This is a genomic window from Vogesella lacus (assembly GCF_979366295.1).
Window position 1 is genome coordinate 130,097 of sequence record NZ_CEETQT010000002.1, and the last position, 13,507, is coordinate 143,603.

The window sequence follows — 13,507 nt, forward strand, 5'->3', positions numbered from 1 at the left end:
CATAAGTAACGGGCCAAACTGGGTTTACGGTAAATCAATCAGGCTCAGACCAGAATCAAACCCAAATCTTCTCTGTAAAAATGAGAGGAAATTCCGATCAGTTTCAGCAGTACATCACCCTCTGTGATGCCAGCTTCGCCATCACCTCGCAACACATAAACATCAGAACCATCGATAAAGGCCGCATTTACCTGTTGCTCGCCCATCGCAGTCAATACCGCATCAACACGGGTATACAGGCTGGTTTCAGCGGGCAAGTCGACAAACTTTACCATCCCTTTGCTGGCATTGAAGGCAGGCAATGCCGGCTCCGCCACAGCCGAGAAGTTGCCCGTCAGCAGACTGCTGTCGGCAAACTGCAGACTGTCTTGGTTCATACCAATATATTTGAGCTCGATCATCTGGCTCAAATCCTTGTCCAGCAAACTGCCTTCGCCGATGCGGATCAGCTCATTCAACTGATAGTCACCGGTATACTGCTGCCCGGCGGCCAACTGCGACTGTTTGCTACCCAGCACCACATCCAGATCCTGAACCTGGGTATCCATCAGCCGGACCACGACATCGGCGCTGTCAGGCTTGGCCTGCATATCAGCCAGCTCGTGACCTCTGACAATCACAGTATGTGCGGCAAAACCGTCACCTTCCGGCACCGCAAACGCTACGGTATTGCCCCCCCCCTTCAACTGGGTCGACAGCAGGGGAATCAAGGCATTGCTGTTAACCTGCAGCTTGCCATCTACGGTCTTGAAATAAGTGCCGCTATCATCCTGACTGTTGGCAAAATCAACCACGCCCTTGCGGATGGCCAGCTTCACAGTTTGAGTGCCCGCCTCATCCAGTTTGAACACCATGCCTGACTGCATGCTAAAGGCATTGAAATAATAATGCTGCCCATTTTCTAACCAGTAATACCCGCCCATCTTTAATGTGTCCTGTCCTTCGGTGAAACCATATACTTCACTGATGGTGTGCAACCGATCGGTCTGGTAAGAAGGTGCGGAATGAGACCAGGTACCACTATCGTAATGAATCTGGCCATGACCAAAGTTAAGTTCATCACGACCGTCATGCAGATAAAACTGATTACGTCCTGATGGGTCGTACAGAACATTCTGACCTGTGGTGTGAACCTCGATTGCCACATTTGGTTCTTTACCAGATGAACTAATCTGGCAACTTCCTTCTCCACTCACTTTGACATGGCTTGCCAATTCAGCACTGATATCCAAGATTACATTTTTGGCAACATTCAGTTCCGCAAGAGGCAAGCCTCCTGCCTCATCAACAAAATAGGCATCTACGGTATCAAGGCGCAGATTTGTTGTGATATCAGCCCCGCCTGTCACCTCAACCCTCCCTTTAGAACTAATATTAAACAAGACAAAGTCCGATCGGGTCACTATATTTAGATCCTCATGGCTGGCCACCAGTACCTGGCCTTCGTTAAGGTAAAACTTGTATCTCAGTGCTGCGGCATCCATGGCCTCGGTTTTGAACTTGCCATCTTCACTGGCAAAACCCAGCTTGCCATCCTCGGTAAAAAACAGCTTCAGCCGGTCTGCCTCGGTGCCAATCACTTGCAACAACTTCTGCCCGTAAAAATCTTTCTCGACCAGGGCAAAATCAGGCTGTGATACAGCATCTTTCACGATCTCCGTCAGCTTGCCGGTAAAATCCAGCCCCGCCAGCTGCACCATGACATCACCTTTATCTGCGGCGACCTCGGCAGCATGGCCATCCTCCCGGGCTGCCAGGACATAAGTGCTGGCCTCTTGCTCGCCAGCCGCCGGCACAACAAATGCCGCCAGATCCGTCTGCTTGCCCAGCTGTGACAGAATCGCCTTACCCAGCGCAATGGCATCGACCTTGGTGATATTGCCAGCCTCATCCTTGCTGAACAGCTTGCCACTGCCATCCACACTCGTAGCGTAGTCAAGCAGCCCGTCCTTGAAGCTCAATTCGATGCCATCGGCTACGCTGACCTTGCCATCCTTGATGGTTATTTGCACCGCACCTTCCGGATCAGCAAGCTCAAATTCAAGCTTGTCCTGGCCGACGGTAAAGCCGTGTACAACGTCAACTGCTGCCGCGTACTCCCCATCCCCCGGGCTGGAGTCGGACGGTGAAGACTCCCCCCCCGTATAAAGCTTGATCAGATCCGTCCCGGCACCGACAGTAAAGTTGTCGGCGCCATGATTACCAACAATGTGATTGGTACCAGTATTGTTAAAGACCGTCGTCACCTTGTGATCGCGGTATACAGAATTAATCCACGACGATACTTCATAATTTTGAGTGCCGCCCTCACCATTGATGGTCAAACCATCAAACTGAGCCGGCCAGAGTGACAACCAAGCATTCTTCGCCACCTCGACGGCGGATGCAGGCGCCCCCTCCTTTTCGTGAAAACTGACTTTCGGGGTTTGTACGAAATAAAGGCTGAGACCTTGCTCGACCTTGGTACCGATCACTTCCAGTTGGCCGCCGAACACACTCATACCATTTGGCTGATATTGACCGTCAACATACCAAGAGCTATGAATTTGCTGAATGTCATCCTGCCACAGCACCAGTTTCTGCTCCTCACCCAGCAGCAGATTCAGTTTGGCCGTATCCAGCCAGTCGGTTTTGACGTCCTCTGATGCCGCCAGCAATACCTTGCTGCCATCCTCGTTGAACTCCATATACAGCTTCTGGCTGGCTGTACCAGTGATGCTGACATCCATCCAGCCCGTCTCGTAAACCTTGCTGTCAAGCTTGAGCTTCGGCGCCGGCTCGACGCTATCACCGCCGCCCGAGCCACCGCCATCAGAGACACCGCCGGAAGATGGCGGGGTAACCGGGGTATCCAGCTCTTTTCCCAGCCCGTCCAGTCCGGTGTTTTTCACGGTTTCGATAATCTTGTCGAGACTGCCGCCCTTGGCCAGCTGATCATCCAGCTTGTCCAGCAGGGAGGTACTGCTGCCCAGCAGCTTCTCGACCTGCTTGGCGTCCCCTTTGGCCTGCTCGGCAACCTGGGTCATCGCCTCCAGCAGTTTGCTGCTGTCCTTGGCAAAGGTCTCTGACTTGACCAGCTCGTCAACCCCGCCCTTGCCCAACAGCTTGGCCACGACTTCCGGCTGTTCGCTGGCCTGATCAACCAGTTTACCGGTCTGCTGTACCAGTGTTTTTACCTGCTCGGCACTGCTGTCCTTGCTGATACCGGCCAGCAATAGCTTGGCGGCTTCGGCAGCTTGGGTACCTTCATATGACAAATCGCCACTTTTGACTGCTTCGGTAAAGCTGTTTGCGGCCTCGATGCGTTTTTCGGTCAGCTGCTTGTCTTCGTTCTTGGCTCCGCCCAGTACATGGATACAGGCCTCGGCCAGTGATACCTCGCCACTGGCAATCTGTGTCGCCCAGAACTGTTGACCTTCTGCATCCGGCTCGCGGCCAAACAGATTTTGATAAATTTCGGACAAGCGCTCTTCCACACTGTCACTTTTGAAACGCTCTGTCGCTTCAGGAGAACTGGCAAAGGCATTGACGACAGCCGAGCTATCACCACCGGCCTTTTCAAGTTCGGCAATCCAGTAAGCAAGACCGTCAGGATCGGCCGGGCGACCGTAGTAAGCCAGATACAAAGAGGCGATCGTTTGTTGCGCGCTTGTAGCCATAACACTCTCCCTTAATGAGCAAAGTCAAAAAACCGTTTCATTAGTGACATTTCAAATACAGTTACTTACGGCATAAAGATATCATTCGTCATTGAGTCATTCACACCGCACTCTTGTGTCATTTACTACTCACAAACGATTTAAATTCTGAGCATTGGATCTACAGCAAACATGTCAAATGATGAGATTCCCAAAGGGAAAAAAATGTTTCATCGTCAAAGTGTCAGCATGGGCTCATTGCAGTCGGTATCGGAGTTTGTCGAACGCATCAGCCAACGCATGCGTGAGCTGGGCTTCAACCAGAGCACGCTGGCCAATGCAATGGGCGTCGAGCGCAAGACTTTGTACAGCATCATGCAAATGGGGTTTCCGGGCGAGGCAACCATGCCGCGCATCCCGACGCTGATCAAACTGGCGTATGCGCTGAAGGTGCATCCTTTCTGGCTGCTGGAGGGTTTGTTCCACAATGTGCATATCCCGCAAGAGCTGCATTGTCTGCACGATGGAATTCGCGGGGCGGTGCTGGAAGATCTGAGTCAGGCGGATGGTGCACTGGTCGCACCTAACACCCGCTTTACCAAAACCTGGCTGGTGCAGAACATCGGTGACAAACCGATACTCGGCCACACTCTGGTGTGCATTGATGAGGAAGTGGAAGTGCGCTGCAAACAGACTGGAGAAGTCCTGCATGCCGCATATAGCCTGCGGCCGGATCAGCGCGAGATCCCGATTCAGGATAACCATCCGGGTGATGTGTTCGAGGTATCAGTAGACTTTACTGCACCACCGCACGCCGGCACGGTGGTGTCTTACTGGCTGCTGCGCGATAGTGATGGCAAGTTTGCCTTTGAAGGTAACAAGTCGGCCGCCATCTGGGCGCGCGTCAATGTGACGACGCTGGGCGATACCGTGGCTTATGGCGAGCCTGGGGCCTGTTAGCCATGACTTTACACTGCACTTACACTGCAGCCATCACCACTTCGCCCATGATGGTCGAGGCATCCTGTATCCAGCCATTTTCCACGCGATAGATCATGGTCATGTGCACGGTGCCGCGGCCTTCGGGGAAGTTGCGGGTGACGATTTCGTCGTCAATCACCACATTGCCGAATACCTCACGCCGCAGCAGCTTGGCATGCAGATCAGGCTCGGCCAAGCGCAGTGCCATGCGCTCGCGGATGGCGACGTGGCCCTGGGCCACCAGCTCGGCCGGATACAGATATTGACGAGCGTCTTCGGCATAGGTCGCCAGCAGGGCATCGAGATTCTTGGCGTTATAGGCATCCAGCTGGGCTTGTACGATATCGGCCGGGCTCTGATTCATGTTTTGCTCTCCCTGAATAGAAAAAGCTTGGCCGCAAGGCTTGCGGCCAACCTTGTGTTGTCCGCCACTCAGCCCAGATGGGCGGCAGCGCGTTCGCGAATGGTGGCAAAGCTTTCGTCGACCAGCAGCTTGCCGTTTTCCCACACCACGCGCATTTGCAAGTCGGCATCCGACACGCGTTCCAGCGTGCTGATGCCCCAGGCGGCGCGGCTGTCGCGGGCGGCAATGACGCGGCCGCCGAGCGAGCGTTTGCCGGGGTCGGTGACCGGGTCCTTGAAGACATCACGCCACTGGCCATCGACTTGCAGCGCCGAGCATTTCAGCGCCATCTTGTGGGTGTCACGGTCGAGCTTTTGCAACAGTTCGGCACCCATGCCAAAGGCGACGTTGTCGGCGCTGTAACCGAGCTTGGCCAAGCGCGACAGGATGGCCTCGATGCTGGCGAGGTTCACGCCATCACCCTGGATCACGCGCACATGATTCAGCACGCGATAGCCCTTGCTGTTGGTGGTTGTGCCAAAGGCTGCGGCCAACCTTTCGACCACCTCGGCCACCACCTGCACCGGCTCGCCGGAATCAGGGCGGATCACCACGGTCGCACCGCTGGCAATCACCTGCTGGCGCAGCTGCTCGCCCCACAGCTCGGTCACGGCGTGGAAGACATCGTAGCTGTCGCTGACGACCGCCAGCAGCGCACCGGGTTTGGCAAAGTGCGTAAGCATATTGGCAAAGGCCTCGCCCTCGTGCGGGCGGCCCCAACCGGTGATGGTGGAATGCTCGGCCGCCGGAATCGAAAAGCCGGCGCACGGCTCGTGATAATGCCGACGCGCGGCCACCAGCGCGGCCAAGGTGTCGGTGCCCATGAAATTGACCAGATGCGCGAGGCCGCCGATTTCCGAGCTTTCGTAACTGGAGACGCCACGCGCGCCAAAGTCATGCAGCTTGAACGGCAGGCCCGACAGGTCATCGGCCGTCTGCAGCAGATAGCGACGGATGATTTCCTTGGCGCGGAAGCTGCGCGTCGCCACCGAAATCGGATACCACACGCGCAGGATGGCGGTTTCGAGAAAGGACACCACCCAGAACAGCTCGGGGTCGGTCGATTCGATAGTCAGCATCGGCACGCCGGTCGGCACTAGCTCGCCCTCGGCCACGGCGCGGATGCGCACTGGCCAGTAACCGTCATACAGATTGACGATTCGCTCGAAACCGGCGCGGTTGAACGGCAGGCCATGCATAGCGGCCAGCGCCTCGGCTTCGTCGATATGGTCGGGCGTGATGCGCTGGCTGAGGTAATCCTTCAGCAGCGCCTGCAGGCCGAAAAACAGCACATGCGAGGCGGTACCACCGCGCGCAGCGACGTAGGAATACATGCCGGTAGTGCCCGGCGGATATTGCACCCAGTGACTGAGTTTGTAGGAATCACTATTGAGAATGGGGTTCAGCGTCATGACAGTGCGTCAGCAGATCAGCAGGAGAAGGCAACAGCATACCCCGCCCTGCCGGCAGTGTCATGCCGTGTTCATTGCGGGCCGACCGACTGCGGTGGTGACAGCAAAGGATATAATCCATGACCATCGTGATACCACACGGCATGCGCGCCCTGCGCTTTGGCGCGGTACATCGCCTGATCGGCCTGATGCAGCAGACGGTCGCGATTGCGACCAGCCTCGGGATAACGGCAAACCCCGAAACTGGCTGTCACGGTCAGGCGCATGCCCTGTTCGTACAGCTCCATCTGGGCCAGATGTCGCAACTCGAGCAGGCGCGAGGTCAGTTGTTCGAGATTGCGTTCGCCCGGCAACAGCAGCGCAAACTCGTCGCCCCCCCAGCGTCCGAGTAGCTCGCTACCCTGCAAAGCTTGCTGCAACTGCGACGACAATTGCTGCAATACCTCGTCACCGGTGCGGTGGCCGAGCTTGTCATTTACCAGCTTGAAGCCGTTCAGATCGGCAAACACCAGCGCAAACGGCTGCTCTTCGTCGATCAGCCTTTGCAGCTGCTGCGAGAACAGCGTGCGGTTGGCCACACCGGTCAGGCCGTCAAAGAAAGCCAGCGACTTGAGCTGGCGTTCGGATTCCTTGATGCGGCTGATATCGGTCAACACCCACACCTGCAACTCGCCCAACTCGCCCCCCTCGATACCGCTGACCGAAGCCAGCACCGACAAGGGTTGGCCGTAATCGCGCGCGATGCGCAATTCGCCGCGCCATTGCTCGCCCCCTCCGACCAGACGAAGCAGATCAGCCGCAGGCAGAATGACTTCATTGCCCGGCAGCATGAAGGCTGGAGGCTGATTGCGCAGTGTGCTTTCTTCGCGGCCAACCATGCGGCAGAACGCCGGATTGAGGAACAGCCACTGCATGCGGCTGTCGGCAATCGCAATAGCCTCGGAACTGTATTCGACCGCCAGTCGTGCCAGCTGCAATTGCTGCTGCAGCTGTTTCTGGCTGGTCATGTCGAGCACCGTGCCCCACAGATGGTCGATATGGCCATCAGCCTGGGCATGCATGTGATTGCGTTCCAGCAGATGACGAATGCTGCCGTCGGGCCGCACGATGCGGTATTCCAGATCAAACGGTTTGCCCAACACCATCAGCCGGTCCAGCTCGCTGCGCACGCGCTGGCGGTCGTCAGGGTGTACGCGCTCGAAGTAAGCCTGTTCGGTGGCGACAAACTGGCTGGCATCGGTGCCGAAAATGCGGTGAACCTGCTCGCTCCAGTGCAGCTTGCCGCTGGTGGTTTCCAGCACCCAGGAGCCGATGCCGCCATCCTGTTCGGCCGTGTTCAGCAGCTTTTGCGCCAGATAGCTTTCGGGCTGATCGACATGCTGGATACCGGGCTCGCGCAAGATCAGGATCACCTCGCCATCCTGCGGCAGGCTGGCGACCTCGATCTGGCATTTGCGCGCCTCCTGACCGGGAAAATGCAGCAGACGCAGGCCCAGACTGCCATGCACCTGATGCTGGCCCGGAGCAAACAGCGAGTGCCATACCGGGCTGTGCGCCTCTTCACCTATCGGCAGCAGCTGATCCAGTGTCAGCGCCAGCAATTGCTCTGCGCTGCAACCCGACAACGTGCACAGCTGCGCATTGACGTAGCGGATTGCCCCCTGGCGGCTGGCCAGCAGCATGGCATCGGGCAAGGCATCGAGGCGCCGTTGCAAACCCCGGCTTTTCTGCCACATTGCATGGCTGAAAATGGCCATCGCCAATATCAGGATGCCCGTCAGAATTGCGGCCAACATGCCTAGCCCTTAATAACATTCATAAAAAAAGCATCATAGCATTACCCGCCTGCCACTTATCAATTGTTCTACTGATGGAACAGTAAAGCCTTGTGGTGGCGCTATGCCAAAGCTGCGGCAGGCACTACGCTACAGCATCACCCCCAGATTCCGGAGTACGCCATGAAAACCCTGTACGGCATCCTGCCCACCCCGCCACAACATTGGGTCGGCGACGGCTTTCCCGTGCGCTCGCTGTTCAGCTATGGCCAGCACGGCCAGTTGCTGAGTCCCTTTTTGCTGTTTGATCGCGCCGGCCCTTACGAATTTGCCCCGGCCAGGCAGCCACGCGGCGTCGGCGAGCACCCGCATCGCGGCTTTGAAACCGTCACCATCGTCTATTCGGGCGAGGTCGAGCACCTCGACAGCACCGGCAGCGGCGGCAAGATCGGCCCCGGCGATGTGCAGTGGATGACGGCCGGCAGCGGTATCCAGCATCAGGAATTCCATAGCCCGGCCTTTACCGAGCAGGGCGGCGTGTTCAGCTGTGTGCAGCTGTGGGTCAATCTGCCGGCACGCGACAAGATGAGCGATCCGGGCTATCAGACACTGCTGGCCAGCGATATTCCGAACCTCACCCTGCCCGAAGGCGGCGTGCTGCGACTGATCGCCGGCGAGCTCGGTGACGCACGCGGCCCGGCGCAAACCTTCAGCCCGATGAATGTATGGGATCTGCGCCTGACCGCCGGCCAGCAAGCCTCCCTGCCGTGGCCAGAGGGTTTCAGCCTCGCTGTTACCGTACTGGAGGGCAGCATCACCCTGGCCGATGGCCGCACGCTGTCGGCACAACAGGTCGCCGCTTTCCAGCAACAGGGCGAGGGCATTGCCTTCAGCGCCAATGAGGATGCGCTGGTCTTGCTGCTGGGCGGCCAACCGCTGAACGAGCCGATTGCCGGCTATGGCCCCTTCGTGATGAATACCCGCGAGGAGATCGAGCAGGCGATGCGCGACTATCGCGACGGCCAGTTTGCCCGCGTGCCGGCGCAAGAAAGAGCACGCTGAAAAACATTGCGGCCAACCTCAAGGTTGGCCGCAATATCATGCAGGCAAAGGCGGCGAGCGCCGCCGGCTGCCAATCAGGCTTTCTTCACGAACTCCGACTTCAGCCCCATCTGGCCGATGCCGTCGATCTTGCAGTCGATATCATGGTCGCCATCCACCAGACGGATGTTCTTGACCTTGGTGCCGACCTTCACCACCAGCGAGCTGCCCTTCACTTTCAGGTCCTTGATCACGGTCACGCTGTCACCATCCTGCAGCACATTACCGTTGGCATCGCGTACCACCTTCACCTCTTCGGCGCTCTCGGCAGCAGCCTGTGCCGACCACTCGTGGGCGCACTCCGGGCACACCAGCAAAGCGCCATCTTCATAGCTATAAATCGAACCACAGGCCGGGCACGGAGGAAGTGTACTCATGGCTATCCTTTCTGCATTGCCAAAACGGCAAATCATGGCATTATCCCAGCCTGTCACTCCATCGACAAATAGACTGTTCCGATCCGGCCCGATTTGCCCGACACGCACGGCCGCAGACTGTGCCCATCCACCCTGCCGAGCTACCCGCCATGATTGATGCCTTTTTCCTGCGTGACGGCACGCCGACAGCGCTGTTGCTGCAAGGCAGCTACCGTTACGAACTGGTATTGCTGTCCGTTGCCGTTGCCATTCTGAGTTCGCTGATGTCGCTGCAGGTGGCCGGCATGGCCAGGCGCGCACAAGGCCGGCTGCTGCGCCATACTGCCTTGCTGACCGGCTCGTTTGCACTGGGCTGCGGCATCTGGTCGATGCACTTCATCGGCATGCTGGCCTTCGAGCTGTGCACCACCGTCAACTACGATCACCTCACCACCCTGCTGTCGATGCTGCCGGCGGTATTCGCCTCCTGGGTCAGCCTCAATATGCTGTCGCACACCAGCATCAACCGTCGCAAGCTGATCATCAGCGGCGTGCTGGTCGGTGCCGGCATCGGCGCGATGCACTATAGCGGCATGGCGGCGATGCAGATGAGCGCCCAGCTGCGCTACGACCCGCTGTGGTTTGCTACCTCCATCGTGGTGGCGGTGCTGCTGGCGATTCTGGCGCTGTGGATACGTTACGGCCTGCAGCGCCAGGGACGGCTGAAATCCGGCCAGGCGCTGCTGCTCAGCGCCACGATAATGGGCTTTGCCATTTCGGGCATGCACTACACCGGCATGGCTGCCGCCCGCTTTGTCGGCGTGGCTCAAGCGCCGCAAGATATCCTGCGCGGCGACAATACCTATCTGGCGCTGGCCATCTCGCTGTTCACCATCACCGCCGGCGTATTCGTACTGGCCGGCAATGCACTGCTGCGCTATCGCCAGCTGCTGCAGAAAATGCAGGAAGACCAGTCGCGGCTGAGCGCCATCGTCAATACCGCCGTCGACAGCATCATCACCATTGATCAGTACGGCATCATCCAGGCGGTCAATCAGGCCACCGGGCCGATGTTTGGCTGGCGCAGCGAAGAGCTGATCGGCCAGAACATCAAGCTGCTGATGCCCGACCCCTACCGCAGCCAGCATGACGACTATCTGCACCGCTACCAGACGACCGGCGAAAAGCAAGTCATAGGCAAGAGCCGCGAAGTCGTCGCGATGCGCAAGGACGGTACGGTATTCCCGATCCGCCTCGCCATCGGCCGCGCCGAGGGCAGCGACAGCCCGCTGTTTGTCGGCTTTGTCACCGACATTTCCGAGCGCACGCAGATGGAGCGCGAGCTGCAGGCGCGCGAAACCCAGTACCGTACCCTGATTGCCAACATCCCCGGCGTGGCCTTCCGCAGCCGCGTTGACGAAAACTGGAGCAAGCTGTTCATCAGCCAGGCCTTCACCCAGCTGACCGGCTGGGATCGCGAGCAGCTGCTGGGCGGCCAGCTCAGCATGGTCAGCATCATCCACCCCGACGATCTGGCCCATGTGCGGGAGACGGTGGCCAGCGCGCTGCGCGAACACCGCTCTTATGTGGTCGAGTACCGCATCCTGCACCGCGACGGCGGCGAACGCTGGGTGTCGGAAAGTGCCGGCGGCGTCTACGACGTGGACGATCAGCCGCAGTGGATAGACGGCGTGATCATCGACATCACCGACAGCAAGCGCACCGCCGCCGAATACGAGGGCACGGTCAGCGCCATCCGCCGCGCCATGGCGCAGGTGATCTTCGATCTGCAAGGCCACATCCTCGATGCCAACGAACACTTCCTGCAGCTGAGCGGCTATACGCTAGACGAGCTGCGCGGCCAACATCACAGCCTGCTGTGCCAGCCGGGCGAGCGCGATCTGCCTGCTTACCAGCAGTTCTGGCAGGCGCTGCGCCGTGGCGAGTTCCAGAGTGGCGAATTCTGCCGCCGCGACAAGCAGGGCCGCGACTTGTGGATACAGGCGAGCTACAACCCGATTCTGGATGCCGACGGCAAGCCGTGGAAAATCGTCAAGCTGGCCAGCGACCTGTCCGTACGCAAGCAGATGGAGCAGGCGCTGATTGCCGCGCGCGATCATGCCGAACAGGCCTCGGCGGCCAAGGGCATGTTCCTCGCCAATATGAGCCACGAAATCCGCACGCCGATGAATGCCATCATCGGCTTTACCGAGCTGCTGCTGGGCAGCACGCTGGACAGCACCCAGCGCCGCCACCTCGACACCGTGCGCCAGTCGGCACGTTCGCTGCTGGGTCTGCTCAATGACATTCTCGACACCGCCAAGCTCGAACGCGGTGCCATCGAGCTGGAACCGGCGGACTTCGACTGCCACGAGTTGTGCCAGCAACTGCTGCAGACCTTTGCGCTGCAGGCCGACAACAAGCAGCTGACACTGCAGCTTGATTACGCCGCGGACTGCCCGCACTGGCTGCACGGCGATGCGCTGCGCCTGCGGCAGATCCTGACCAATCTGCTGGGCAATGCACTGAAATTCACCCGCGAAGGCGGCGTGGTTCTCAAGGTTGGCCGCAAGGATGGCCAGCTGATGATCAGCGTGCAGGATAGCGGCATCGGCATCGCCGCCGACCGTCTCGAACACATCTTCGCGCCGTTTACCCAGGCCGATGCCAGCATGGCGCGCCGCTTTGGCGGCACCGGCCTTGGCACCACCATCTCGCGCCAGCTGGCCGAGCTGATGGGCGGCGAGATCAGCGTCAGCAGTACCCTCGGCGCAGGCAGCTGCTTCACTGTCACCCTGCCGCTGCCACTGGCGCACCAGCCGGCCACGGTGGCCGATACCCGGCACATGGCCATGAACTTGCCGCCGCTGCACATCCTGGCAGTGGACGATGTGCCGGAAAACCTCGAGCTGCTGCAACTGGCGCTGCAGAGACTGGGCCACCACGTCGACACCATGAACGATGCGGCCAACGCCGTGCAGCACTTTGCCAGCCAGCCTTATGACCTGATCCTGATGGATGTGCAGATGCCGGGCATGGATGGTCTGGAGGCCACCCGCCGCATCCGCGCACTCGAGCAGCAACAGCAGCGCCTCGCCACGCCGGTGATTGCGCTGACCGCCAGCGTGCTGAGTCAGGACCGCGACAACGCCCACGCCGCCGGCATGAACGGCTTTGCCACCAAACCTATCGACCTGCCGGCCCTGCTGCAGGAAATGGCGCGCGTCACCGGCAAGGCCAGCGACAACACCGGCCCGCACAGCGCTGCGGCCAACAGGCAGGACATCGACTGGGCCGGCGCAAGCGATCGCTGGGGCTCGGAGGCTCGCCTGCTCAAGCAGCTGCAGCGCTTTGTCGACGAGCAAGCGCACAGTGCGACTGCCCTGCTGGCCGCCGACAGTACCGAGAGGGGCCAGCTTGCCCATCGCCTGCGCGGCCTGTGCGGCAATCTGGGGCTGGATGCGCTGGCCACACTCGCCACTCAGGCCGAACTGGGCGCGCCGCTGGACAGCGACTGGCAAGACCGCTGGCAACATGCCTTTACCGCACTCGCGCAGCAGCTGGCGCAGCGCCAGAGCGGGCAAGAGGCCAGCACACAAGCGGCCAGCCAGCCACCAGCCGACCCGGAACAAACACGGGCCCTGCTGCAAGCATTGGCCGAAAGCTGCCGCCACGGCGAATTCAACGAGACGGCACTGGCCGGGCTGCAAACCCTGCTGCCCGCCCGCGCCTGGCAAACACTGCAACAACAGCTGGACGAGTTCGACTTCGATGCCGCCAGCCAGACGATTAGCACCCTGCTTGCCGATATTGCGGCGACAGACAACCGGAACTGACGATC

At 59.3% G+C, this 13,507-nt stretch carries 8 protein-coding genes and 1 pseudogene; 3 read left to right on the top strand and 6 right to left on the bottom strand.

The window, feature by feature from the left end:
* Nucleotides 1–44: 44 nt before the first annotated feature.
* Nucleotides 45–3,215, bottom strand: coding sequence for a hypothetical protein (locus ACZ9W6_RS02930; protein WP_465189805.1), 3,171 nt, complete (start codon nucleotides 3,213–3,215; stop codon nucleotides 45–47).
* Between the two features lie 159 nt (nucleotides 3,216–3,374).
* A pseudogene (locus ACZ9W6_RS02935) lies at nucleotides 3,375–3,659 on the bottom strand (DUF4214 domain-containing protein); the annotation flags it as partial.
* Nucleotides 3,660–3,863: 204 nt separating this feature from the next.
* Here ACZ9W6_RS02935 and ACZ9W6_RS02940 point away from each other — a divergent pair.
* Nucleotides 3,864–4,598, top strand: a complete 735-nt coding sequence (locus ACZ9W6_RS02940) for an NBR1-Ig-like domain-containing protein (protein ID WP_465189586.1) — start codon at nucleotides 3,864–3,866, stop codon at nucleotides 4,596–4,598.
* 19 nt (nucleotides 4,599–4,617) lie between these two features.
* On the opposite strand, the gene ACZ9W6_RS02945 is transcribed toward ACZ9W6_RS02940, so the two are convergent.
* From ACZ9W6_RS02945 to ACZ9W6_RS02955, 3 genes are all read right to left on the bottom strand, one after another.
* Nucleotides 4,618–4,983 (bottom strand): nuclear transport factor 2 family protein, encoded by a 366-nt coding sequence (locus tag ACZ9W6_RS02945; protein ID WP_465189587.1) that lies wholly within the window; start codon nucleotides 4,981–4,983, stop codon nucleotides 4,618–4,620.
* 68 nt (nucleotides 4,984–5,051) lie between these two features.
* Nucleotides 5,052–6,434 (bottom strand): nicotinate phosphoribosyltransferase, encoded by a 1,383-nt coding sequence (locus ACZ9W6_RS02950; protein ID WP_465189588.1) that lies wholly within the window; start codon nucleotides 6,432–6,434, stop codon nucleotides 5,052–5,054.
* Nucleotides 6,435–6,505: 71 nt separating this feature from the next.
* Nucleotides 6,506–8,230, bottom strand: a complete 1,725-nt coding sequence (locus ACZ9W6_RS02955) for a diguanylate cyclase domain-containing protein (RefSeq protein WP_465189589.1) — start codon at nucleotides 8,228–8,230, stop codon at nucleotides 6,506–6,508.
* A 162-nt stretch (nucleotides 8,231–8,392) separates the two neighbouring features.
* On the opposite strand from ACZ9W6_RS02955, the gene ACZ9W6_RS02960 reads away from it, so the two are divergent.
* Nucleotides 8,393–9,271: a pirin family protein gene (locus ACZ9W6_RS02960; RefSeq protein ID WP_465189590.1), complete on the top strand. Its 879-nt coding sequence runs from the start codon at nucleotides 8,393–8,395 to the stop codon at nucleotides 9,269–9,271.
* Between the two features lie 74 nt (nucleotides 9,272–9,345).
* Here the strand turns inward: ACZ9W6_RS02960 and ACZ9W6_RS02965 are convergent, their stop codons facing one another.
* A complete protein-coding gene (locus ACZ9W6_RS02965) occupies nucleotides 9,346–9,687 on the bottom strand; it encodes a zinc ribbon domain-containing protein YjdM (protein ID WP_465189591.1) in 342 nt (113 codons plus the stop codon).
* Between the two features lie 119 nt (nucleotides 9,688–9,806).
* Between ACZ9W6_RS02965 and ACZ9W6_RS02970 the strand changes: the two genes are divergently transcribed.
* Nucleotides 9,807–13,502: a PAS domain S-box protein gene (locus ACZ9W6_RS02970; RefSeq protein ID WP_465189592.1), complete on the top strand. Its 3,696-nt coding sequence runs from the start codon at nucleotides 9,807–9,809 to the stop codon at nucleotides 13,500–13,502.
* Nucleotides 13,503–13,507 lie beyond the last annotated feature (5 nt).

What these genes read in the sequence shown, in the direction of transcription:
- ACZ9W6_RS02960 (WP_465189590.1), top strand. Translation starts at nt 8,393, where the DNA reads ATGAAAACCCTGTACGGCATCCTGCCCACCCCGCCACAACATTGGGTC.
- ACZ9W6_RS02945 (WP_465189587.1), bottom strand. Translation starts at nt 4,983, where the DNA reads ATGAATCAGAGCCCGGCCGATATCGTACAAGCCCAGCTGGATGCCTAT.
- ACZ9W6_RS02955 (WP_465189589.1), bottom strand. Translation starts at nt 8,230, where the DNA reads ATGTTGGCCGCAATTCTGACGGGCATCCTGATATTGGCGATGGCCATT.
- ACZ9W6_RS02940 (WP_465189586.1), top strand. Translation starts at nt 3,864, where the DNA reads ATGTTTCATCGTCAAAGTGTCAGCATGGGCTCATTGCAGTCGGTATCG.
- ACZ9W6_RS02950 (WP_465189588.1), bottom strand. Translation starts at nt 6,434, where the DNA reads ATGACGCTGAACCCCATTCTCAATAGTGATTCCTACAAACTCAGTCAC.
- ACZ9W6_RS02965 (WP_465189591.1), bottom strand. Translation starts at nt 9,687, where the DNA reads ATGAGTACACTTCCTCCGTGCCCGGCCTGTGGTTCGATTTATAGCTAT.